Source organism: Paenibacillus sp. FSL R5-0345 (genome assembly GCF_000758585.1).
Lineage (GTDB): Bacteria > Bacillota > Bacilli > Paenibacillales > Paenibacillaceae > Paenibacillus_AQ.
In genome coordinates this window covers 5,333,695-5,357,754 of record NZ_CP009281.1, presented here as the reverse complement: position 1 = coordinate 5,357,754, position 24,060 = coordinate 5,333,695, and the positions used below count along the sequence as shown (strand labels likewise).

The 24,060-nt window shown below is 45.2% G+C and carries 17 protein-coding genes and 1 other annotated feature; all 17 genes read left to right on the top strand.

What is annotated here, in order from left to right; translation table 11 throughout:
* Positions 1 to 68 precede the first annotated feature (68 nt).
* The 17 genes from R50345_RS23705 (at position 69) to R50345_RS23625 (ending at position 24,045) form a co-directional block, all read left to right on the top strand.
* Positions 69 to 1,631: an oligosaccharide flippase family protein gene (locus R50345_RS23705; RefSeq protein WP_042130614.1), complete on the top strand. Its 1,563-nt coding sequence runs from the start codon at positions 69 to 71 to the stop codon at positions 1,629 to 1,631.
* Positions 1,628 to 2,770, top strand: a complete 1,143-nt coding sequence (locus R50345_RS23700; RefSeq protein WP_042130613.1) for a polysaccharide pyruvyl transferase family protein — start codon at positions 1,628 to 1,630, stop codon at positions 2,768 to 2,770. Before R50345_RS23705 ends, R50345_RS23700 begins: the two co-directional genes overlap by 4 nt.
* 186 nt (positions 2,771 to 2,956) lie before the next feature.
* Positions 2,957 to 3,952, top strand: coding sequence for a dTDP-glucose 4,6-dehydratase (rfbB, locus tag R50345_RS23695; RefSeq protein WP_042130610.1), 996 nt, complete (start codon positions 2,957 to 2,959; stop codon positions 3,950 to 3,952).
* Between the two features lie 78 nt (positions 3,953 to 4,030).
* Positions 4,031 to 4,600, top strand: coding sequence for a YdcF family protein (locus R50345_RS23690; protein WP_231573906.1), 570 nt, complete (start codon positions 4,031 to 4,033; stop codon positions 4,598 to 4,600).
* A gap of 399 nt (positions 4,601 to 4,999) precedes the next feature.
* Positions 5,000 to 6,397, top strand: a complete 1,398-nt coding sequence (gene hemA, locus R50345_RS23685) for a glutamyl-tRNA reductase (RefSeq protein ID WP_042130608.1) — start codon at positions 5,000 to 5,002, stop codon at positions 6,395 to 6,397.
* Between the two features lie 5 nt (positions 6,398 to 6,402).
* Positions 6,403 to 7,230, top strand: a complete 828-nt coding sequence (gene ccsA, locus R50345_RS23680; RefSeq protein ID WP_042130607.1) for a cytochrome c biogenesis protein CcsA — start codon at positions 6,403 to 6,405, stop codon at positions 7,228 to 7,230.
* Positions 7,231 to 7,235: 5 nt separating this feature from the next.
* Complete coding sequence (locus R50345_RS23675) at positions 7,236 to 7,883, top strand: precorrin-2 dehydrogenase/sirohydrochlorin ferrochelatase family protein (RefSeq protein ID WP_042130605.1); 648 nt, start codon at positions 7,236 to 7,238, stop codon at positions 7,881 to 7,883.
* Between the two features lie 440 nt (positions 7,884 to 8,323).
* Complete coding sequence (gene hemC, locus R50345_RS23670) at positions 8,324 to 9,277, top strand: hydroxymethylbilane synthase (RefSeq protein WP_042130603.1); 954 nt, start codon at positions 8,324 to 8,326, stop codon at positions 9,275 to 9,277.
* 5 nt (positions 9,278 to 9,282) lie between these two features.
* Positions 9,283 to 10,836: a uroporphyrinogen-III C-methyltransferase gene (cobA, locus tag R50345_RS23665; RefSeq protein WP_042130602.1), complete on the top strand. Its 1,554-nt coding sequence runs from the start codon at positions 9,283 to 9,285 to the stop codon at positions 10,834 to 10,836.
* 507 nt (positions 10,837 to 11,343) lie between these two features.
* Complete coding sequence (gene hemB / locus R50345_RS23660; RefSeq protein WP_042130600.1) at positions 11,344 to 12,342, top strand: porphobilinogen synthase; 999 nt, start codon at positions 11,344 to 11,346, stop codon at positions 12,340 to 12,342.
* A gap of 76 nt (positions 12,343 to 12,418) precedes the next feature.
* Positions 12,419 to 13,720, top strand: coding sequence for a glutamate-1-semialdehyde 2,1-aminomutase (gene hemL / locus R50345_RS23655; protein WP_375103843.1), 1,302 nt, complete (start codon positions 12,419 to 12,421; stop codon positions 13,718 to 13,720).
* A complete protein-coding gene (locus R50345_RS23650) occupies positions 13,717 to 14,652 on the top strand; it encodes an RluA family pseudouridine synthase (protein ID WP_042130599.1) in 936 nt (311 codons plus the stop codon). Before hemL ends, R50345_RS23650 begins: the two co-directional genes overlap by 4 nt.
* A 354-nt stretch (positions 14,653 to 15,006) precedes the next feature.
* The gene (locus R50345_RS23645; RefSeq protein WP_042130597.1) at positions 15,007 to 16,368 is read left to right on the top strand and encodes a LysM peptidoglycan-binding domain-containing protein; all 1,362 of its coding nucleotides are present in this window, start codon (positions 15,007 to 15,009) and stop codon (positions 16,366 to 16,368) included.
* Positions 16,369 to 16,708: 340 nt separating this feature from the next.
* Positions 16,709 to 16,992, top strand: a binding site (T-box leader).
* A 203-nt stretch (positions 16,993 to 17,195) separates the two neighbouring features.
* Complete coding sequence (locus tag R50345_RS23640) at positions 17,196 to 19,832, top strand: valine--tRNA ligase (protein WP_042132415.1); 2,637 nt, start codon at positions 17,196 to 17,198, stop codon at positions 19,830 to 19,832.
* Between the two features lie 5 nt (positions 19,833 to 19,837).
* Positions 19,838 to 21,214 (top strand): bifunctional folylpolyglutamate synthase/dihydrofolate synthase, encoded by a 1,377-nt coding sequence (locus tag R50345_RS23635; protein WP_042130595.1) that lies wholly within the window; start codon positions 19,838 to 19,840, stop codon positions 21,212 to 21,214.
* 6 nt (positions 21,215 to 21,220) lie between these two features.
* Positions 21,221 to 22,597 (top strand): UDP-N-acetylmuramate--L-alanine ligase, encoded by a 1,377-nt coding sequence (gene murC / locus R50345_RS23630; protein WP_042130593.1) that lies wholly within the window; start codon positions 21,221 to 21,223, stop codon positions 22,595 to 22,597.
* Between the two features lie 281 nt (positions 22,598 to 22,878).
* Positions 22,879 to 24,045: a GGDEF domain-containing protein gene (locus R50345_RS23625; protein WP_042130592.1), complete on the top strand. Its 1,167-nt coding sequence runs from the start codon at positions 22,879 to 22,881 to the stop codon at positions 24,043 to 24,045.
* The last annotated feature ends 15 nt before the right edge of the window (positions 24,046 to 24,060 follow it).

The following is a 24,060-nucleotide window of genomic DNA, read 5'->3' as shown; positions in this document are numbered from 1 at the left end:
ATATCTCAGATTAATTTGTATATTAACTATGGCTTGTTTTAACATTGTTATTTTGAGGGGTTAGTATTGTGAGTAATAAAAATCGTTTAGCAGTAAATATGATAGCTCAAATAACAGCTTTTTTAGTTAATACTTGTGTGGTTTTTTTTGTAACACCTTTTGTAGTAGAGAACATCGGAAGTTCAGCCTTTGGATTCATTGAACTTGGAAATAATTTTACCAATTATGCTCAAATAATAGCGGTTGCACTAAATTCTATGGCTGGTAGATTTATTACGATATCTATTCATCAGAAAGATATTGAAACAACAAATAAATATTTTACTTCAATTGTATTTGCTAATATCGCATTAGCCATAATAATGTCTATTCCATCAGCGATTATAATTATATTTATGGATAAAATCTTCGACATTCCAACGAATATTCTAGTGGATGTGAAAGTTTTATGGGGATTTATTTTTTTGAATTTTTTAATAAGCATTATTGGTAGTACATATGGGATTGCAACATTTGCAAAGAATAGATTAGATTTATCTTCATTTGTAACGATTCAATCTTCTGTAATAAGAGTGGTTGTTTTACTAGTGGTATTTTACTTTTTTAAGCCCTCTGTTTGGTATATAGGATTAGCAACATTTCTATGTTCTATATATATTTTGATTTGGAATATATATTATACAAGAAAAATGTTGCCTTATGTTAAAGTGAAAAAAACTTATTTTGATATAAAAGCAATAATAACAATTGTATCTTCTGGTGCCTGGAATTCTTTTAGTAGGTTAAGTGGTGTATTGTCAAATGGTTTAGATCTACTTATTGCAAATTTATTCGTAGGTGGAATTGCGATGGGAACATTATCTTTATCTAAAACAGTTCCGACAATGATTTTATCAATTTTTGCAATGTTAGCAAGTGTGTTTAGCCCACAACTAACAATCAGTTACGCAAAGGGGAATTATGATGATGTGAAGGAGCAACTTATTTCTTCTGTAAAGCTCCTCGGTACTTTTGCTACGATTCCTACTTCAATTTTATTTGTTTATGGAGAGTCTTTTTATAGCTTATGGGTGCCCTCTCAAGACGCTAGACTAATACAATATTTGTCCATTGCGGGGTGTTTAGGATTTGTATTTGCATTACCTCTTGAAAGTATGTGGAATATATTTGTGGTTACCAACAAAGTAAAAGTCTCCTCTATTTTTATTTTCATTAATAGTCTATTATCCACAGGATTAGTATTCCTATTACTTTACACACTAAATAGTGATACACAAAAGCTTTTTGTGATAGTAGGCGTAAGCTCTATATTTAGTATAGTACGAGCTCTGACTTTTCTCCCTATTTATGGTGCTAAATGTTTGAACTTGAAGTGGACTACATTTTATCCTGTAATAATTAAAAATTTTATAGGAGTAGTTACTGTCTCATTATCATCATTAATTATTAAAGAAAACTTTATGATTGATAAATGGTCAAGCTTAGTAGTGGCTTGTTTACTTACTGCCATGATTGGCTTAACGTTAAGTTGTTTTTTAATACTAGGGAAATCTGAAAGGGAAGTAGTAATTAGAGGGATTTTAAGAGTTAAGGAAAAGATAATTACAAGAAGGAGTGGTAATGGGAGATGAAAATTCTGTTGATTGGTGAAATCTATTCTTCTAATTTAGGCGATGGAGTAATATGTGAAACAGTAGCGGCGTTAATCAAACAAATATATCCTAATAGTGAGATAGTAACGGCTGATATTTCTGGAAGAAGTGACTATGAAGTAATCGATTATGTAGACGAAATTAATCACTCTAAAGAGGTTGGAAAAGGAGTTAATGTAAAAAAAATAATTTATTCGATTTTATCCAAAGATGAATATACTAGGTCGTTTTTAGAAAATAGAAACAAAGGAAAATTAAAATACATTCAAGAACTTTGTAATGAAAAATATGATCTTGCTATATTTGCGGGTGGACAAATGTTCATGAACTATTTTGTTATAGCTATTTCAAGATATGTTGAATTGTTATCTCAAGCAAATGTTCCTATCATATTTAATGCATGTGGAGTCGGGACTATTAAGAGCAAAAAATTGCAGAAAATACTAAGAGAATCCTTAATAAATAAGAATGTCAAATACATTTCTACTAGAGATGATAAGGATTATTTGTCAAATACATACTTGCGAAATTCAAGGGAGATCTATAAAACTTTTGATTCTGCACTTTGGTGCGCTAAAATATATAACGTAAAAAGAAGAGAAAGTGAAGTTGTTGGATTGGGGATTATCTATTTACCTAAAAAAGAAGCTGAGATGATAAGTTTTTGGAAGTTTCTTATTCAAGATCTAAATAAAAAAAATATTAAGTGGCAATTTTTTTGTAATGGCTCAATTGAAGATTATGTTTTTGCAAAGAAATTATTGACTTTGTTGGGGATTAGCGATGGTAGCGCATTAGCATCAAGGCCAGAAGCAGGATATGGATTAGTTGAATTAATCTCGAATTATAAAAGTATTATTTCGTTTAGACTTCATAGTCATATTATAGCTTGTTCGCTGGGTATTCCTGGAATAGCGTTAGTATGGGATAAAAAATTGAATTATTTCTTTGAGAGTATTGGTTATCCTGAAAGATGTTGCACTATTGATTATAATGCCGACATAGTGGGGAAATTAAATATTGCCGAAATCGAAGGGTATAATCAAGAAATTATTGATGAACAGAAAGACCAAATATTGATGAGTTTGAATGGAAGTATAGCATCCACAAACCGATAATATACTAAAAAAGTATTAAACTTCTATATTTTTTTTGGGAGATTGATATGTAAAGCATAATAATACAGATAATACATTGGTTACAATAGTGGTTTTGCTATGGTACATTGAAATGAATTATATTGATATACATATATCTTTTATTGTTATATTTAATATACAGTTAAAAGATCTGAGGTGAGTTTTATGAATAAACAAAAAGTGCTAGTTACGGGTGGTGCCGGATTTATTGGAGGCAACTTCGTACAGTATATGGTGGATAAATATCCGCAGTATGATATTGTGAATTTAGATTTACTAACTTATGCGGGTGATCTAACGAAGCATAAGGATATTGAGTCAAAATCGAATTATCGGTTTATTCAAGCTGACATTGCTGACCGGGAGGCAATATTGTCACTTTTTGAGTTGGAGAAATTCGATTATGTAGTTCATTTCGCTGCGGAGAGCCATGTGGATCGCTCAATTACTGATCCTGCGATATTCGTTCGTACGAATGTTATGGGGACACAGGTGCTGCTGGATGCTGCTAAAAAATACGGAATCACCAAATTCTTACATGTTTCTACGGATGAAGTGTATGGTGAACTCGATTTTGATCCTACTGTATTTTTTACCGAAGAAACACCTTTGCAACCTAACAGTCCTTATAGTGCTAGTAAAACGGCGTCTGATTTGCTAGTTCGTGCTTATTTTGAGACCTTTGGTTTACCAATGAACATAACACGCTGCTCGAACAATTACGGCCCCTATCATTTTCCTGAAAAACTGATTCCACTAACCATCTCAAGAGTATTAAATGAAGAGAAGATTCCTGTATACGGAGATGGAAAAAACATTCGTGACTGGCTCCATGTCTGGGATCACTGTGCGGCCATTGACCTTGTTGTACACCAAGGAATAAGTGGTGAAGTTTATAACGTAGGTGGTCATAATGAGAGAACTAATCTAGAAGTAGTTAAGACGATTATTAGTACCTTAGGGAAATCTGATGATTTGATCGAATTCGTAACCGATCGTCTTGGCCATGATAAACGCTACGCCATTGATCCGACGAAACTTGAGAATTTAGGTTGGAAGCCAACTTATACTTTTGAGACAGGAATTGCGCAGACGATCCAATGGTATATTGATAATGCTGAATGGTGGCAACAAATCCTTAGTAACGAATCGCATAAGTGATTTATGAGTAACTTATCTATTAAGAAAAGAAAAGGTAAATTAATTAATAGGAAATTTGTCCTTTTCATGTGCTTACTATTGTTGATTATTGGACTCTTTAGTGCAGGCAGCTTCTTAGTTTTATCTGAATCTCCCAAACAAGCCGATGTAATCATCGTACTTAGCGGAGGCCAAGGCCGTGTAGAACAGGCAGCTGAGTTATATAAAGCTGGATACGCTCCTTATATAATTCTTTCCAATGCCAAGGAGTCAACGAGTTCATCAGGTGACATGCTCCGAACCGCCCTTAATCTCGGTATACCGCAGGGTGTTATCTATACCGAAAATGAGGCGGAAAGCACCTATCAGAATGCAGAGTTCACACTCCCTAAAATGAAGGAATACGATTTTCAATCTGCAATTGTCGTTTCCTCGGAATTTCACATGCGGAGGGTGAAATTTCTTTTTGGTCGTGTGTACAAAAAATCGGATATTGAGCTTACGTATGTATCATCTGCCTCAGGATATAACGCTAAGCGCTGGTGGAGTGACCGAAAGAGTCGGGAAACTACGTTCAACGAGTATGTCAAGATGATCGGCAACACCTTCGGTTACAATGGACCGGAGGCAAAAAGCACTCTTGATCAGATAAAGAACTGGTTTCGTTAGCTTCCTACAGGATGGATTCTTTCATTTAGATAATTATCGTAACGTATGGTTTACCACTTATCTTCACATTTTGTAAAAGGTGCGCAGAAGTAGCATCTATAAAAATTGAATAACCCGGGTAATTATGAGTTAGTGCTATTAAATTCCCACTTTTCCCCTACCTAACTAATAATTAATCACAAAATAACCCATCCTAACCGTAGCGAACCTGCGGTTTTTTATTTATAATAATTATTATCTGGATTTCATAAAGCGTTCAAAAAATCTGTAAAAAGTCGTATTTTCGTGTGATATACTTAACACAGTGTTTTGAGATGTTGTGAAAGTGAATATTATGTAAAAATATTCTTAATATAACTGTACACAGTAATGAATAGAGACTAGGATGGTGAACTATCGATGCACATCGTCGTCGTTGGCCTGAATTATCGTACGGCTCCCGTGGAGGTTAGGGAACAGTTTGCTTTTGCGGAGAGTGATCTTCCGGCAGCGCTTCATCAACTGATGAAGACGAAGGGTGTGCTGGAAGGGGTCGTAGTAGCCACCTGCAACCGTACGGAAATTTATGTGGTCATGGACCGTCTCCATATGGGAGGTTATTTCCTTCGCGGCTTTATGGAGCAATGGTTTGGAGTGAAGAACGAGCAATTTGCACAGCATATGTATATATATGAAGACGAGCAGGCGATTGCGCATTTATTCCGCGTAACCTGCGGCCTGGATTCCATGGTGATTGGCGAGACGCAGATCCTGGGACAGGTACGGAGTTCTTTTCTCACGGCTCAGGCTGAGGGTGTAACTGGAACTTGGTTCAATCGGTTATTTAAACAAGCGGTGACGCTGGGCAAAAGAGCACATAGTGAAACGTCAATCGGCGAAAGCGCAGTATCTGTCAGTTATGCGGCAGTGGAGCTGGGCAAGCGGATTTTTGGCATGTTCACTGGTAAAAGAGTGCTGATTCTCGGTGCCGGTAAAATGAGCGAGCTGACTGTAAAACATCTATATAGTAGCGGTGCGGCGGAAGTGATTGTCGCTAACCGTACGCTATCGCGTGCGATTGAGCTGGCAGAGAAATTCTCGGGTAAGCCGAGCACGATTGAAGATGCGCTAAAAACTCTTAATGAGGTAGATATCGTGATCAGCTCAACGGGAGCTGACGGCTATGTACTTTCGGCAGATCAGGTAGCGAATGCTATGAAGCGTCGCCCTTCGCGGCCGCTTTTTATGATTGATATAGCTGTACCTCGTGATATTGATCCTGCGGCGGCTAATGTGCCAGATGTTTTTTTGTATGATATTGACGATCTGGAGGGCATTGTGGAGAGTAACCTGGAAATGCGCCGGAGTGAAGCTGCGAAGATTGAAGTGATGATCAGCGAGGAAATGGATGAATTCCAATTGTGGCTGAAGACGCTTGGCGTGAGACCGGTAATCCGGGCGCTTCAGGATAAGTCGAATGCAATTCATGAGGAAACGATGGAGAGTCTGTTTAATAAGCTGCCTGAGCTGGACGAGCATCAGCGCAAGGTGATTCGCCGTTTGACCAAAAGCATTGTGAACCAAATGATGCATGATCCAATCAATGTAATTAAAGAGATGTCCGGCGGCAAGCAGGGGAATGAAGCGCTTGATTATTTCTCCAAAATCTTTGCCTTGCAGGAACAGCTCGAATCCAATTCAGATGGCGGAGATTCCGCCCCGGTTAAGCAGTCTAGTTCCGCAGAACGAACTGCCGGTAGCGGCGATTTTTCTGTGCCTAAGACGGTGCTTGCTCCGGCAGGCCTGTTGGGTAGGTGAGTGATATGCAACTGCTGAACGGAATATATGATGCCGCTCTGCTGCTATACGCCCTGAGCCTGCTGTTTGTTTTCTCGGATTGCCTTTATCGCAACCCGAGTGGGAAGCGGTTAGGCACGGGGCTTCTTGTTGTTGTGGGTCTTTTACAAGCTGCGGGGCTCGGGATTCGTTTCTCTCAGGAGAAGGGGCTGCCCATTTTTACACCTTATGATTTCTTGTTCTGGTTTGCCTTTAGTATTGTTCTGACTTCGCTTGCGGTGGCGTTCACGCGTGGTGGTGAGTTTACGATTCTGCTGCTTAGTGTGGCTGGATTCTGTGTTTTTCTGCTAAATCGGGTGTGGCTGACGGCTGGGGGACATACACTTGAGACTTGGAGCGCGGTGTATGGCTGGCTGACGATGCATGTGATTTTGGCCAACTTAAGTTTTGCTGCACTGACACTAGGGACCGTATTTGCCATATTGTATTTATTCCTGCACACCAGACTCAAAAGCAAGCAATGGAGTGACCGAATTCGTCGTTTGCCGAACTTAGAGACTACAGATAAATACTCTTACACAGCTATTCTGGTGGGGACTCCTTTGCTGGCAATCTCTCTGGTGATGGCTAGCTTATCTATTGTATCTGAGGGCCGGACACTATTATTGAAGGATTTAAAAGTACTAACAACGCTTATCGGCCTTGGAATTTACATATTTTATATTATCTTTAAGAAATCCGGGCGGAAAAGTGGAGTAAGTATGGCTCGCTGGGCGATTTTAGGATATGCTTTTACTATCTTGAATTTTTTGTTGAATTCTTGGTCTGGTTTTCACGGTTGGAGCGGGGAGTGAAGGGCATGACTCGGTATTTACCTATAATGCTGGATTGTGAAGGGCAACTGGTTGTGGTTATTGGCGGCGGTGTCGTGGCTGAACGGAAGGTGAGTGGGCTGCTAGAGGCTGGAGCGGTGGTTAAGGTGATTAGTCCCTCTTTGACAGATACACTTGTCGCTCTAACAAATAAGGGTCTCATGACCTGGCATGACCGCACTTATGCTCCCGGAGATCTCCGTGGGGCCTTTCTCGTATATGCAGCCACTAACGATAAAACGGTTAATGAAGAGGTTGCGCAGGAATCTAGGCGAATTGGCATTCCTGTGAATGTGGCTAGCCATGCGGAAGCGGGTAATTTTATCACGCCCGGAGTTATACGGAGGGGTCGTTTGACGGTAGCTGTATCTACTTCAGGAGCTGGGCCGCTTGCGGCTGCGAGGATTAAAACTGTGCTTGAAGAGGCGCTGGATGCGGCGTATGAGCCTTATTTGGATTTTGTACATACCATGCGAACCCGGATTAAGGAAAGGGAATCTTCTGCTGAAGTTCGCGAAAGGCTTTTGCGGAAGCTCGGGGCGATCGATGTGTTGAACGAGATGAGAAACGGTAGCTTTATCGCGTGGAGCGCGGAAGATATGGATGCTTGGATTGCTAGTCATCGGGCGGAGTGAAAGTGCGCGTGAACACTGTGAAGATTACAAAATTAGGTTAGATTAATGATATGAGAAAAATGGGCTACTGTCGGGATAGTTGAGATAGCGGTAAAAGTACCGATAAACTAATTAGAGATGGGCAAAACAGCGAAAAGAGGGACTAAAATACCTCTCAATTGAGCTATAGTCGCTAAAGAAGCTAAATGAGGGGTATAAATACCCCTGAATTAGCTGAAAACGGTCATATCAGCGAAAAGAGGGACAAAAATACCCCAGAATTGAGCTATAGTCGCCGAAAAAGCTAAATGAGGTGTATAAATACCCTTGAATTAGCTGAAAACGACCATATCAGTGAAAAGAGGGACAAAAACACCCCTTAATTGAGCTACAACCACGGAAGTACTATATATGTTTTACGGTGAAGAGTAAGAGGCAGACGCTATCAGGAGGAATGGACAATGCGTAAGATTATTGTGGGGAGTAGACAGAGTGCGCTTGCATTGACGCAAACAGGGCATGTAATTGCCGATCTGGAGCGACTTAGTGAGGAGCATGGGTTTGGATTTACTTTTGAGGTGAAAAAGATTATTACCAAAGGGGACCGCATCCTTGATGTCACCTTGTCCAAGGTCGGCGGCAAAGGGCTGTTCGTGAAGGAAATCGAGCAAGCAATGCTTGAAAAGGAAATCGACATGGCAGTGCACAGCATGAAGGACATGCCCTCCGAGTTACCGGAGGGGCTGATCAACGGCGCTGTGCCGAAGCGTGTCGATCCGCGCGATGCACTGATCTCTAACGGAGGCGTCTCGCTGAACGAGCTGCCTCCGGGCGCACGCGTAGGCACAAGCAGCCTACGCCGCTCCAGCCAGCTAGCTGCGCTGCGGCCTGATCTGGTCATTGAGCCGGTGCGCGGCAACATTGACTCGCGGCTGCGCAAGCTGGAGAGCGGCGAGTACGACGCGATCCTGCTGGCAGTAGCGGGGCTGTCGCGTATGGGCTGGCAGGATCGCGTGAGCGCCTACCTGCCGCCGGAAGTTTGCCTGCCCGCTGTAGGGCAGGGAGCACTCGGCATAGAGTGCCGCGAAGATGACGCCGACCTGCGGAAACTGTTGGCGTTATACAACGACGCCGATACAGCGTTGACGGTGGCAGCGGAGCGCACGTTCCTTGGCGCGCTGAATGGCGGCTGCCAAGTTCCGATTGGCGCTCATGCAGTGCTAGACACAGCTTCCGAAGCTGCTGCTGCGGAGCGCAAAGTGATCTCCTTAACCGGAATGGTGGGAACGCCTGACGGTTCAACGATTTTGAAAGAAACTTGCACTGGGGTAGACCCGGTACAGCTCGGCGAAGAAGTTGCTAAGAAGCTGATCGCAAGAGGAGCGGAGAAGATACTGTCAGACGTTAGGGGATGAGGGGATTGACGGGGAAGGTTTATTTGGTAGGTGCAGGTCCCGGGGACGCAAAACTGATTACTGTAAAAGGCCTCGAGTGTATTCGAAAAAGCGACGTACTGGTGTACGATCGGCTGGCAAGTCCTAGATTGCTGAAATGCATGAAGCCTGGCGGTGAGAAGATTTATGTAGGCAAGCTGCCGGATCGCCACACGATGAAGCAGGAAGAGATTAATCAATTGTTAGTTGATTTGGCTTTGCAGGGGAAAACAGTGGTGCGGCTTAAGGGTGGGGACCCTACGATTTTTGGCCGCGTAGGTGAAGAAGCGGAGCTGCTGCGCAAAAATGGGATCTATTACGAAATCGTACCGGGCATCACGTCGGCGATCAGCGTACCTGCTTATGCGGGTATACCTGTCACGCACCGCGATCATGCTTCTTCCCTGTCGATTATCACCGGACATGAGAGTCCAGATAAACTGGATCATTCCATTCATTGGGATAAAGTAACGAACGCCACAGGGACGTTAGTATTCTTGATGGGCGTAGCTAAAATAGGATATATCAGCGCCCAGCTAATCAAGCATGGGCGTCCGCCAGAAACACCCGTGGCGCTGGTACGCTGGGGCACACGCGCAGATCAGGAGACACTGACGGGAACCCTCGCCGATATTGAGGCGAAGGTGAAGGCGGCGGATTTTCAGCCGCCAGCCGTGATCGTTGTCGGCGACGTGGTGCTGCAACGCGAGCAGCTCAAGTGGGTTGAGGCGATGCCGTTATTCGGCAAACGCATCGTAGTGACACGGGCTCGCAGCCAAGCAAGCGAGCTCGTGGATATGATTGAGGAACTCGGCGGGGAACCCTACGAGTTCCCGGTGATCGAGACGATTATGCCGGAAGGCGCAGAGAAGAAGGAGAAGATTGCAGCGGCGTTTGGCGCGCTGGAATCGTACGACTGGGTATTCTTCACTAGCCCGAACGGTGTGGAGTTTTTTTGGCGCCACTTGGCGGAGCAGGGGGCGGACATTCGGGGGCTTCACCGCGCAAGGATTGCAGCGGTGGGGCCGGGCACTGCTGCCGCGCTGGCGCAGCGCGGGGTGATTGCTGAAGAACTTCCGGCGAAGTTTCAGGCGGAAGGTCTGATTGAGACGTTCGGCCCTCGGCTGCTGCCGGGGCAGAACGTGCTGTTGCCGCGCGGTGATCTGGCGCGCGAATGGCTGCCGGACAAGCTGAGAGAGCTTGGCCTTCAAGTGACAGACGTCGATACCTATGAGACGGTTGTAACGGGTGAGGATGATGATGAGCTGTTGAAGCTGCTGGAGGAGGGGCGTGTTCACGCAGTAACCTTTACCAGCTCTTCGACGGTGCGCAATTTCATCCACATTCTGAAGCGAATGGGGCTGGAAGATCCACTCCCACTGCTAGCTAATGTGAAAATAGCCTGTATTGGTCCATTAACCGAGCAGACAGCCGTGGAGGCGGGTCTTACTCCGGGACTACTTCCTGAAGAAGCTACTATTAATGCTCTGGTGCAGGAGCTCTGTCGCTGGAATGCAGAGACTCAACTTCAAAAAGCTTGAATGGACGCCAATCGAACATCGGCTTTATAAAATCGCCTGAAGTTGTATCTATCTAGGAAGTCTCACATCCTATTGTAAGTAACTTAAGTAGCATGAGCTTGACCTCCGAATGTAGTTACTGTTGAAGCTCAGAGTATGATGGACGGCTGAGTTGTAAACTAACTGGTGTGAATGGGTGAGTAAGTCTATGTACGTATAAAGTTCACGTAGCTCTAACTGATATGTTAGATATTGGGTACTTGGATTAGGTCAGATTGAGGTTTAGTTGCACTTTATACACTTAAATTCCCTGAATTTTAGCGAAAATCCATTTTAGTTGTAATATGTGCAATTAAATATGCGCTAAAACAGGGGTTTTCGCTCTTTTGTAATAAATAACTGTAGAGAGTGCAACTAAAACTTACAGTTACGATAAAACTTCAAAATAACTGCACAAACTACAACTATGCCGCAGTTAGTCAACGATCGAGGGTTTAGTTATTATTTTATTTTCAGGAGGATGAACAAATGAGCTTTCCAATAACACGTCACCGCCGTCTACGCGGATCTGCTGGAATTCGCGGTATGGTGCGGGAGACCGTACTGAATGTGCTGGATTTTGTACAGCCTATATTTGTGACTTATGGAACAGGTGTGAAGAATGAGATTAGCTCGATGCCGGGTGTGTACCATTTTTCACTGGATACTTTAAAAGCAGAAGTGGACGAGATTGCCGCACTGGGCATTCCGGCTGTGCTGTTATTCGGGATTCCTGAAACGAAGGATGCTATCGGTTCTTCCGGTTTCGCAGAGGATGGAATTGTGCAAGAGGCTACTCGCTTGATCAAGCAGTGGTACCCTGAGCTGCTGGTCGTTGCAGATACCTGCCTTTGTGAATTTACGGATCACGGACATTGCGGGATGGTGCATACGCATACGGTGAATGGCGTTGTACACGGTGATGTCATCAACGATGCTTCGTTAGAGCTGTTAACTCGTACTGCGGTGTCCCAAGCTAAAGCTGGAGCAGATATCATTGCCCCTTCGAATATGATGGATGGATTCGTACACGCGATTCGTGCGGGACTGGATGAGAATGGCTTTGAGCATGTGCCGATTATGTCGTATTCGGTTAAATATGCTTCGGCATTTTATGGCCCTTTCCGCGAAGCTGCGGATTCGGCACCACAGTTCGGGAATCGCAAAACGTATCAAATGGACCCTGCTAATCTGCGCGAAGCGCTCCGTGAAGCAGAATCCGATGTGCTGGAAGGCGCAGATATGTTAATGGTGAAGCCAGCTCTGGCTTACTTGGACGTGATTCGTACGATCCGCGATCAATTTGATTTACCTCTTGTGGCTTATAATGTGAGTGGCGAATATTCCATGGTAAAAGCAGCAGCGCAGCAAGGCTGGATCGATGAGCAAGCCGTTGTGCTGGAAATGCTGACTGGAATGAAGCGCGCCGGAGCGGACATAATTATTACTTATTTTGCAAAAGATGCAGCCCGCTGGCTGCGTGGTTAATCCCGATCACACTGATATCGCTGCCTAAGCAGCTGCTATACTTGTGAGACCCAGAACAGAACAGGAGTGAAGATAGATGAGTAATGTGCCAATGGCGCGTAAAGAGGAAGCGTCCCGTAAGGCTTTTGATGAAGCAAAACAATATATTCCCGGTGGGGTGAACAGCCCTGTACGGGCGTTCAAATCCGTAGGTTTGACTCCAATTTATGTGGATCATGGGGTCGGCTCGCGTATTTATGATATCGACGGCAACAGCTTTATCGACTATGTATGCTCATGGGGACCGCTGATTATGGGTCATGCGCATCCTGAGGTTGTAAAGGCATTGCAGGAGACAGCAGTAAAAGGGACAAGCTTTGGCGCACCAACTTTACTCGAAACAGAGATGGCAAAAACCGTTGTTGAACGTGTGGCCTCTGTAGATATCGTACGTATGGTTAACTCCGGAACGGAAGCAACGATGAGCGCGATTCGTTTGGCACGTGGTTATACCGGACGCAGCAAAATCTTGAAGTTCGAAGGCTCCTATCACGGTCACGCGGATAGCTTACTTATTAAAGCAGGTTCCGGTGTAGCCACATTAGGTTTGCCGGATAGCCCGGGCGTTCCTGAAGGTGTAGCAGTAAATACCATCACAGTTCCATACAATGATTTGGAGTCCACTCAGGTTGCTTTTGAACGCTTTGGCAGTGAGATTGCCGCAGTAATTGTGGAGCCGATTGCCGGGAACATGGGTGTTGTACCACCACTTCCAGGATTCCTGGAAGGACTTCGCAAGTTAACCTCAGACCATGGATCTTTGCTTATTTTTGATGAAGTAATGACAGGCTTCCGTGTCAACCGTGGCTGTGCTCAAGGATTGTTCAACATTACTCCGGATATCACTTGCTTCGGCAAAGTCATCGGCGGAGGACTTCCAGTAGGCGCTTATGGCGGCAAAAGAGAGATTATGGAGCAAATCGCTCCTACGGGACCGATTTATCAGGCGGGCACACTTAGTGGTAATCCATTAGCGATGGCAGCAGGATATACTACGTTGAAGCTGTTAACACCTGAAGTTTATGATCGGTTGGAGCAATTAGGAGCACGATTGGAAGCAGGCTTGAAAAAGAATTCCATCGAGACTGGCATTCCGCTGACCATTAACCGCGTGGGCTCGATGGTCTGCCCTTTCTTCACGGAAGGACCTGTTACCAATTTTGAGACGGCCAAGACTAGCGACACAGACCTATTCCGTCGTTATTTTGGTCATATGTTGAGCCAAGGCATTAGCGTGCCGCCTTCACAGTTTGAAGGCATGTTCGTATCGGCTGCGCATAGTGAGCAGGATATTGATGATACCATTGAGGGCCATTATAACGCCCTGAAAGCCCTTTGAGTAACGGAGCCGGGGATCGAACCGGTGGTGGAGCTTGGACTAGACGTGGAGAGTGGCTGGAAGTCACACCCGGTAAAATCATTACTGGAGCCGAGGATTCTGAAGCTGCAATTGACAAGTGGCTGCTGGAAACTGTAGGGATGCCTGAGAAGCTTCATCTGCGTCTGCGCCGCGAGGGAGGCATTCAGTGGAAGGGAGACCGACTTCGGTTGGCTCTTTTCCCTCATCGTGAAGCGGGTATTGAGCCTGTATGGGAAGAGCTTGAGGTGCTGTATGAGGATGATTTTTGCTTGGTCATCCACAAGCCGGCAGGGATGGCGGTTCATCCAGACGGCAGTGGCTTAGGTGTAACGCTGGATCACCTTGTAGCTGCGCATTATATAGCTTCCGGAGAAGGTGTGGCTGTGCGCCATATTCACCGGCTGGACAAGGATACAACAGGCCCGGTGATGTATGCGAAGAATGAGTTCGCACAGCTTGTCTTAGACGAGAATATGCGCGACAAAAGCATCTCGCGGCTCTACGCCGCGATCGTCGAAGGCACAGTGCCGCCTGCGCTTAAAGTGATCGACGCGCCGATTGGGCGCGATCGCCATCATGCGGCGCGGAGAAGAGTCTCACCCGGCGGACAATCCGCCGTGACTCGAATCATTGGACGCGAGGCACTGCATGGCGGGAGCCTGGTGCATGTGCAGCTGGAGACCGGACGGACGCATCAGATTCGCGTCCATCTCAGCCATATGGGTCATCCCTTGTATGGGGATGCGCTATATGGCGGCCCGGTCTGGACTTCAAGCGCAGCCGGCCGTCATGCGCTTCATGGTGAATCGTTGACCTTTCGTCACCCTTGGAGCGGAGAACAGCTTGAGGTGAGTGACCCGTGGCCAGAGGATATGCTACAGCTGCGGGAGCTGCTGGCTGAAGCACCTTAACGATACGTATACCTAAGAGCCGTAAAATCAGCAAAAGCTGGTTTTACGGCTTTATTAATTTATTTTTCGCAGAGTAAATAAATTTCTAATTTTTTTCAGAAAGAAACATCTATCTATGTCCTATTAGCAAACGAAGCATATAATACTTTGTTCATGCGGAGCAGGGTATGTCTGTACAAGGAGAGTTCGATTAGCCTCTGAATTTATGAAATTAATTAGCATCCTGTCCGGTTAGTGCTGCCAAAGTTGTCATGCCTTCCTGTTTGAAGCATATACATGTGGGGAGTAACATTTTGGGCTTATGCTCTGGGCCTGTCTCAGGGTTAGATTATGCCAAGAAGGAGGACATATCCCGTGTTTGATCAGTCCCACGGCTTGCGGTTTGATATTTATGAACGCATTCACCTATCGGAAGAGCTTCCGGGAATAGCTGAGCTGGAGGAGGTTGAACTACTTCCGGAAATCCAGGTGATTCAGCGGGAGGATCGTGCCGAGTTATATGGTCAGCTGTTGCTTACCGGACTCTACCGGAGCGAAGATGACCGAACGCAGCGTCTGGAGCACGCCATTCCCGTTGAAATCACTGTTCCGCTTACACGCGTCAGCTCGATTGAAGATATTGGGGTGGAGATCGAGAATTTTGATATTGATCTGCTCACGATGCGTACTGTGAATATAACAGGCGTATTATCCCTGCGGGGAATCGGTGGTGCGGAGCCTCAACCACAACCGACCTGGCAGCAGGAAGAGTACACAGTAGCCTATTCCCCTCTAAGCGATGACAGGGTAAGCGAAGCATCTGAAGTAAACCAAGAACACGAAACTGATGCACTTTATGAAAATTCACAGTGGACCTTTGGTGAGGATGCATCGGAGGTTGCTGTAGAAGAACATGAGCATGCAGAAGCAACAGAGCCCCCGCTGGTCTCAAGCGGAGCGGGTCAATCGTCCCCTATAGTTAATTTCTCATCCGCTCATGAGAAGGACAAGGGCGCGAAAGCACGGACGCATAGTCTGAATTCGCAAACTGAGGATTCCAAAGCAGGTATAGCGGATTACTGGTTTAAAGCTGAGTCACAAAATGAGGAAGCTGAGGTCACACAGCTGAATCAAGTTAGCCAAGTGAGTGAAGCGGATCAGGAGCAAGAAGCGGAATATACCTTTGCTTCAAGAGAAAAAGCTGTCCCAGCAGCCACTGTTGAGGCAGAACAAGACATTGCTGTATTCGCTTCAGAAAACGAGGCAAACCATGAGCTTCACGCACAAGAAGAGAATGCTCAGCCGATCAGTGAGAATGCGAACGAAGTCTTTGTTTCTCAAGAGACGGTGCCACAGCCAGAGGAGAAGCAAGACCTTAAGATTGCGCTAGGTAGTAAGAAAGAAGCAGAGGTTCCAGCCAAAGAACATCTTACTTTCTCTTCATTACTTAGCTCTAGCCGTTCCCGTAAAGAACAGGAAGCTCTTCAGTCCGAAGGAACTGCATCGGCTGCAGCGATCATTCCAGAAGCGGGAAATAATACAGAGTGGAAGAGCAGATTCATTACCGGAGCAGATGGCGCTAACTTGTTCCGGAAGGTTCGCCTTTGCATCGTGCAGCGTGAAGAAACGCTAGATACGATCGCAGAGAAGTATCAGCTAAGTGCGCGGGAGCTGGGAATGTATAATCGATTGTCAGGGCAGAGTGTAGAAGAAGGGCAAGTATTGTACATTCCGTAGTTGAGTTACAATGCGCACTCACATGAATAGGTGAATCCCGATCTGATAGTAGATCGGGATTTTTGTCTAAATATAAGAATATATAAGTTTCACGTTATACATTATCCTTATATTTCTCGAATAAACGCTTACCGTCCGTAAAAGGACGGTAAGCGTTTATTCTTGTGTGAACGGAGAACGTTAGAAAGTGGGGTATCTAACCAACGCAGAGTGATGAATCGAATGAAAATTCGACATATGCACGCTATAAGTCGAAATTCCGCTTAAAGTCCCGCTGTAGAAGCCTATTCAGGTTGACTAGGGATGACTCAAAATGTATTATGGAGTAAGCAATATCTAAGTAAAGACTGGGAACGGGAAGAGTAGGCGGTCAGCCCTTCAGAGAGCGGAATGCAAGTGCTGTGACATTCCGTAGGATACAGCCACCGAAGTCGCCCCGGAGTCGCCCTTCTGAGCTTGTCTTCATAGGCATGAGAGATAAGTTAGGATGTGGCCGGTAGCAGCCGTTATCTGTACGAGTGTCGCGCTAAGCTTCTGAACCGTAAGGTGAGAGAAGTGTAGGTTTATTTTTCATTGGCGCGAAACAAAGGTGGTACCGCGAAAGAATGGCCTTTCGTCCTTTGAGACGAGGGGTCTTTTTGTTTTATAAATATAAGAATGTATAAGTTTCACTCTGTATATCGTTCTTATATTTTTACAAGAAACTACAAGTAACCAAGTGGAGGTATCAGAGAATGGCTGACCAAAACAATCTAACAGCGGCAGAGTTGCCGGACCTGCAAGATACAGCGGCAGATGCTGCCGCTGCAAACGACACTAAGAATGAAATGCCAACAACGTATGATCCGAAATCGGCAGAAACCAAGTGGTATTCCTACTGGACAGAGGGTGGATATTTCCGTGCAGGCGGACGTCCAGATGCAAAAGCATATAGCATTGTAATCCCGCCACCAAACGTAACGGGAATGCTGCACATTGGCCATGCGCTTGATTTTACGCTTCAGGACATCTTGATTCGTACGAAACGGATGCAGGGCTTCGATACGCTTTGGCTACCGGGTACGGACCATGCCGGTATCGCAACGCAAACAAAGGTAGAGCAAAAGCTGCGTGAGCAAGGAATCTCAAGACATGATCTCGGACGCGAGAAGTTCCTGGAGCAGGTATGGGATTGGAAAGATAAATATGCGAACACCATTCATGAGCAGTGGGCTAAGATGGGGCTTTCCCTTGACTATTCCCGCGAACGCTTTACCTTGGATGAAGGGTTGTCGAAGGCTGTACGTGAGGTATTCGTTAAGCTTTACAATAAAGGCTTGATCTACCGTGGGAAACGTATCATCAACTGGGACCCGGCGGCTCGCACAGCATTGTCGGATATCGAGGTTGAATATAAAGAAGTTAACGGTCACTTGTATCACCTGCGTTACCCGCTCAAAGACGGTAGTGGATTTATTACAGTAGCGACTACACGTCCGGAGACGATGCTGGGCGATACGGCGGTTGCTGTTCATCCGGAAGACGATCGGTATAAAGATCTGATCGGCAAAACGTTGATCCTGCCGATTATTGGCCGTGAGATTCCGATTATCGCTGATGATTATGTAGACAAAGAGTTTGGTAGTGGTGCGGTTAAGATTACACCAGCTCATGACCCGAATGACTTCGAGATGGGGCAACGTCACAACTTACCGCAGATTAACGTAATGGATGAGAGCGGTACGATGAATGAAGAAGCAGGACCTTATCAAGGTCAAGACCGGAGTGTATGTCGTAAGGCCATTACTGCTGACCTGAAGGAGCAAGGTGTGCTGATCAATATCGAAGATCATGTGCATCAAGTAGGACACAGTGAACGCTCTGGAGCCGTTGTTGAACCCTACTTGTCCACACAATGGTTCGTGAAGATGCAGCCACTGGCTGAAGCTGCGATCAACGCACAGAAGGATGGGAACGGGGTTAACTTTGTACCGGACCGTTTCGAGAGAACTTACCTGAATTGGATCGAGAACGTTCGCGATTGGTGTATTTCCCGTCAGCTGTGGTGGGGACATCGAATTCCAGCATGGTATTCCGAGTCTACTGGTGAACTGGTTGTGGCAAATGACGAGGAAGAAGCACGCCGGATCAGCGGTCTGACCGATCTGAAACAGGACGAGGATGTATTGGATACTTGGTTCAGCTCTAATCTGTGGCCTTTTGCGACACTAGGATGGCCGGATGAGAACAGCGCAGATTTCAAACGCTACTATCCGAACGATGTGCTCGTAACAGGTTACGATATTATTTATTTCTGGGTAGCGCGGATGATCTTCTCAGCCCTCGAATTTACCGGAGAAAAACCGTTCTCTGATGTATTGATGCACGGTTTGGTACGGGATTCCGAAGGCCAAAAAATGTCCAAATCTCTCGGAAACGGCGTAGATCCGCTTGAAGTTATCGAGAAGTATGGCGCAGATGCAATGCGCTACATGATTTCTACCGGCAGTACCGCCGGACAGGATCTGCGTTTCCGCTGGGAAAAGGTTGAACAGGCGCGTAATTTCGCCAATAAGATCTGGAATGCATCACGCTTCGCGCTCATGAATTTGGAAGGCGTAAGCTTTGAGAATATTGATATTTCTGGTGAGCTAAGTACTGCTGATCGTTGGATTCTGCACCGTCTGAACGAAACTTCTCGCGAAATTACGCGTCTAATTGACTCGTACGAGTTCGGTGAGACCGGTCGCCAGCTGTACAACTTCATTTGGGACGATCTCTGTGACTGGTATATTGAGTTCGCGAAGCTGTCGCTTTACGGATCAGATGCCGCTGCCAAAGCTAAGACACAGTCTGTACTTGCTTATGTATTAGACCGCACAATGCGCCTGATTCATCCGTTCATGCCGTTTATTTCGGAAGAAATCTGGCAGCACTTGCCGCATGAAGGAGAGACGATTACCCTTGCTGCATGGCCGGAGTATGATGCTGCTCTGGAGAACCCACAAGCGGTAGCAGAAATGAACCTGTTGATGGATGTAATCCGGGCGGTTCGTAATATCCGTGCGGAAGTGAATGTACCGATGAGCAAAAAGGTTGAATTGATCATCAAAGCGGGTAATGAAGAAACGCTGAGTATTATTACCCGTAACGACAACTATATTGGACGCTTCTGTAATACGTCTTCTTTCGAAGCTGGCCTGAATCCGCAAACGCCGGATAAGGTAATGTCCGCTGTAGTAACAGGAGCAGAACTGCTTCTGCCATTGTCGGGCCTCATTGACATTGAACAAGAAATCGCTCGTCTGGAAAAAGAAGTACAGACGCTAAACAGCGAAGTAGAACGCGTAGAGAAAAAGTTGAGCAATCAAGGCTTCGTAGCTAAAGCTCCTGCTAAAGTTATCGAAGAGGAACGGGCGAAGCAGGCAGATTATTCTGCTAAACGTGAGAAAGTACTTGCCCGCATCGCAGAGCTGAGAGGATAAGAGACATGGATGACCTAAATCGGGGCGGAAGTACCGCCCCTCTTGCGACATACACCGAAGCGGTTGATTGGATCAAGAGCCTAATTCCTTTTGGAATCCGGCCAGGTTTAGATAGAATTGAGATGTTGATGGACAAGCTGGGAAATCCGCATCGTCGGCTGAAATTTATTCATGTGGCGGGAACGAACGGCAAAGGCTCAACTTGTGCTTTCTTAACTAGTGCACTTATACAAAGCGGCTATTCTGTAGGAACCTTTACGTCTCCGTATATTACTAAGTTCACGAACAGGTTCCAATACAATAATACGGACATCGCTGAAGAAACGCTTGTCGAGCTGGTTAACCAATTACGTCCGCTAGTCCAAGAAATTTCGGAAACGGAGTTTGGCTCACCTACGATGTTCGAGGTAACTACAGCTGTAGCCATTCTATTTTTTGCGGGCGTCTCTTGTCCTGATGTTGTCGTATGGGAGACCGGGCTTGGGGGAAGGCTGGATGTAACGAATATCGTGACTCCGATTGTTTCTGTGATTACTAATGTTGGTCATGATCACATGGATATTTTGGGAGATACGCTAGAGAAGATAGCGATGGAGAAAGCCGGAATTATCAAGACAGGCGTACCTGCTGTTAGCTGCGTAACTCAGCCGGAGGTTGTGGCGGTTCTGAAAGAGAAAGCAGCGGCTTGCCGCTCAACTCTTTATCTTGCAGGAGAAGATTTTAGTTATGAAGCTAGTGGAATCCGTGAGGGAGCCCAGACTTTTCATTTTAAGGGTCCCTTCCGTTCGCTTGAGCTTGGGATTGAGATGAAAGGCGAGCACCAGATTAGCAATGCGGCGGCTGCCATGATGGTACTTGAAGTTCTGCGCCAGTATATGGCTTTTATGCTTGAGGATGAAGATGTTCTTGAAGGTTTGCGACACGCATTCTGGGCTGGAAGGCTGGAAGAGGTAAGCAAGTCTCCTAGGATTGTACTGGACGGAGCACATAATCCGGAAGGTGCGGAGAGTCTTGCAAAAAGTCTGCCTCAGCTCTATCAATACGGTAAATTAAATTTACTTATGGGAATGCTGTCAAATAAGCATCATGAATCCTACTTTAAGCATATACTGCCTATAGTGGATACGCTCATCCTGACCGAACCGGATTTCCAGAACAAAATGGACGCGGAGAATCTGCAAGTTATCGCAGAAAGTCTGCGGGAGAAATATGCCAAGGAAAACTTGGCAATCATAGTAGAACATAATTGGGGAAAAGCGCTGCAGCTACTGAAGTCGATTACAGCGGAGGATGACCTTGCCGTCGTATCTGGTACGCTGTATTTAATCTCTGACGTACGCGGTACACTTTTGCAGCAACCCGATACTGAAAAAGGCTGGTGACGACTGTTGGATACTACTGAACGGGTGCATTTTATAGGGATCGGCGGCTACGGAATGAGCGCGATTGCCCGGGTAATGCTGGAAATGGGATATACAGTTACGGGCTCCGATGTGGCTGCCCAAGAATTAACGGATAAATTGATTGCCAAAGGTGCCAAGATTTATATCGGGCATACTGCGGAACAAGTAAAAGGTGCGGATCTAGTCGTATACTCTACGGCTTTGTCTAGTGATAATGTGGAATGGGTGGAAGCTGAACGTCTTAAGATTCCAATTCTACATCGTTCACAAATGTTAGCCCGTTTATTGAATGAACGTAAAGGGGTAGCCGTTGCTGGAGCACACGGAAAAACTACCACCTCCTCCATGATCGCACTCGTGATGGAAGAATGTGACGTTGATCCAACGTACATTATTGGCGGAGAGATTATGAACGTGGGTACGAATGCAAAGGCAGGACAAGGTGAGTTTGTAGTAGCGGAAGCAGATGAGAGTGATGGTTCTTTCCTGCACTATCATCCTTGGCTTGGGATTGTTACGAATGTGGAAGCGGATCACTTGGAAAATTACGATGGGGACTTTAACCGTCTTAAGGCTGCATACGTGCAGTTTATGAATCAAACGCGCGAAGATGGAACGGCTATAGTATGCGCTGATGACGAGAATGTGATTTCTCTTTTACCTGAAGTAACAGGTAAGGTAATTACTTATGGCATCAAGTCAAATACTGCGGATTATATCGCCACTGATATCGTTCTAGGTGATCGTCAGGTGTCTTACACGATGAATCATAATGGGGAAGTGCTTGGACGGATTGAACTCTCAGTTCCCGGACAGTACAATCTTTATAATTCAATGGCAGCGGTAATCGCTTGTTTGAAATCAGGAATCTCCTTTGAGAAAATCGCTGAAGCGATTGTGAAATTCCATGGTGCGAAGCGCCGTTTTCAAGTGCTCGGAGAAGTTGATGACATTCTGGTCATTGATGATTATGCGCATCACCCTACCGAAATTCAAGCAACAATCAGTGCTGCCAAGGCTACAGGAAAACGGATTATTGCGGTATTCCAGCCTCAACGTTATACACGTACTTTCTTTCTGTTAGATGCTTTCAGCCGTGCCTTTAGTGAAGCTGATGAAGTCATCATCACCGATATTTACTCTCCGGCTGGAGAGAAACAGATCGAGGGTGTTACTTCTGCAAAGCTGGTTGAGCTTATCGTTAAGAACAGTAATGCAGGCGCAAGACATCTACCAACCAAAGAAGATGTTCTTGCTGATCTGACACCTCGTATTGCTTCAGGTGATCTGGTGATTACGATGGGTGCAGGCGATATCTGGAAGGTTGGATACGCACTGGCAGACGGTTTGAAGAAGCATTAATATTACAGATCGTAGCTAATACGAGGATATTCAAATTCTCTCTTCAATAGCACTTCCCCCAAATTTCCTTCAGATCATCTATTTGTTTATCTGAAGGGAGCTTAGGGGGAAGTGTTTTTTTGGTATTGTTAGCGTATTTACTGATATAGTTATAAAGTGCTATAGTGCTGTCAGAAGAGGATCGATTTTTTAACGTATATTTGGGGCTCCCACAAAGTACCTGAGTACGCATAGAAGCAAAGACTCAAGTTGTGGGGATATTTTCACATAGGTGGTGACGTATGAGCTCCCTGATTGAAATTAGAACACTAATTTATTTGTTTATTTTTGGTAACTTATTTATGTTGCTGCTAATAACCAATTATCGAAGTACCGCTGTTAAAGATACCGCCTCGACAATGTTCATCCGATCAAAAGGGGTACAGCTGCTCTTTTGGTGTTCGATATTACTGTGGGATTACCTCCCTCATACGTTGTCCATTCCACTTAGCAATGCTCTGATTCTTGGCGGGTGCTGTCTAGAAATTACAGCCTTACTGCTGATGATGGGAGTACTGGGACCAAGAATAAAGCGATATTACATCATCCTTTCGGTATGGAGTGCAATCAGTTTTAGTATCATCGCATTATTTTTTAATCATTCCAACCTGCGCATCGCCTGTACATCACTTTGGTCTATATTGTTTGTAATCTATCCGGCTTATCATCTAACTGTAAATAAAAAGGCTACCCCTCTTCAAAAAATATTGGGTGTGTTATTTTATGTAATTGCAGTGATTATGCTCATGCGGGCATTTGTTGCACTGATTTGGGAGCCTGAGATGAATGTGTTCTCAACAAATCTTACGCAGTATTTGTATTATCTGGGAATGTATTTATTATTTATTGTGGGGGCGGCCGGTTTTATTCTACTCTCTAATGAACATTCTTATGTCAAACTAAAAAGAATAGCCAGTTACGATGATTTGACGGGGATCCTAAACCGTGGAGCATTTCTTCAGGAAGCGGAGATAAAGCTTGAAAAGGCATTTCGAGAGCAGGATTACTTCTCATTTTTGCTATTGGATTTGGATCATTTTAAAGAGGTCAACGATACTTACGGTCATGATACGGGTGATATAGTTCTGGAAGAATTCGCATCGACGATTAAAGATCATCTCGGAAATGGTGATTTGTTTGGCAGACTAGGGGGCGAGGAATTCGCAGTCATACTCTGTGGAATAGATGAACAAAGCTGTGACCAGAAAGCTGAGACACTTCGCGAGGCGGTAATGAATGCTTCCACTCATAAGATTCCCCAGGGGTACACAGTTAGTATAGGTGTAATTACGATCATGCCAGATCAGGAGATCTCGATAAATAAGTTGTACAAGCTAAGCGACAAGGCGTTATATCAGGCCAAACAAGAGGGAAGAAATAGAATCATCAGATACCGATATGTATACTAAGAGTCAGGAATAGTT

What these genes read in the sequence shown, in the direction of transcription:
- R50345_RS23675 (WP_042130605.1), top strand. Translation starts at nt 7,236, where the DNA reads ATGACTCGGTATTTACCTATAATGCTGGATTGTGAAGGGCAACTGGTT.
- ccsA (WP_042130607.1), top strand. Translation starts at nt 6,403, where the DNA reads ATGCAACTGCTGAACGGAATATATGATGCCGCTCTGCTGCTATACGCC.
- hemC (WP_042130603.1), top strand. Translation starts at nt 8,324, where the DNA reads ATGCGTAAGATTATTGTGGGGAGTAGACAGAGTGCGCTTGCATTGACG.
- hemB (WP_042130600.1), top strand. Translation starts at nt 11,344, where the DNA reads ATGAGCTTTCCAATAACACGTCACCGCCGTCTACGCGGATCTGCTGGA.
- R50345_RS23700 (WP_042130613.1), top strand. Translation starts at nt 1,628, where the DNA reads ATGAAAATTCTGTTGATTGGTGAAATCTATTCTTCTAATTTAGGCGAT.
- R50345_RS23640 (WP_042132415.1), top strand. Translation starts at nt 17,196, where the DNA reads ATGCCAACAACGTATGATCCGAAATCGGCAGAAACCAAGTGGTATTCC.
- hemA (WP_042130608.1), top strand. Translation starts at nt 5,000, where the DNA reads ATGCACATCGTCGTCGTTGGCCTGAATTATCGTACGGCTCCCGTGGAG.
- R50345_RS23635 (WP_042130595.1), top strand. Translation starts at nt 19,838, where the DNA reads ATGGATGACCTAAATCGGGGCGGAAGTACCGCCCCTCTTGCGACATAC.
- R50345_RS23625 (WP_042130592.1), top strand. Translation starts at nt 22,879, where the DNA reads ATGAGCTCCCTGATTGAAATTAGAACACTAATTTATTTGTTTATTTTT.
- rfbB (WP_042130610.1), top strand. Translation starts at nt 2,957, where the DNA reads ATGAATAAACAAAAAGTGCTAGTTACGGGTGGTGCCGGATTTATTGGA.
- hemL (WP_375103843.1), top strand. Translation starts at nt 12,419, where the DNA reads ATGAGTAATGTGCCAATGGCGCGTAAAGAGGAAGCGTCCCGTAAGGCT.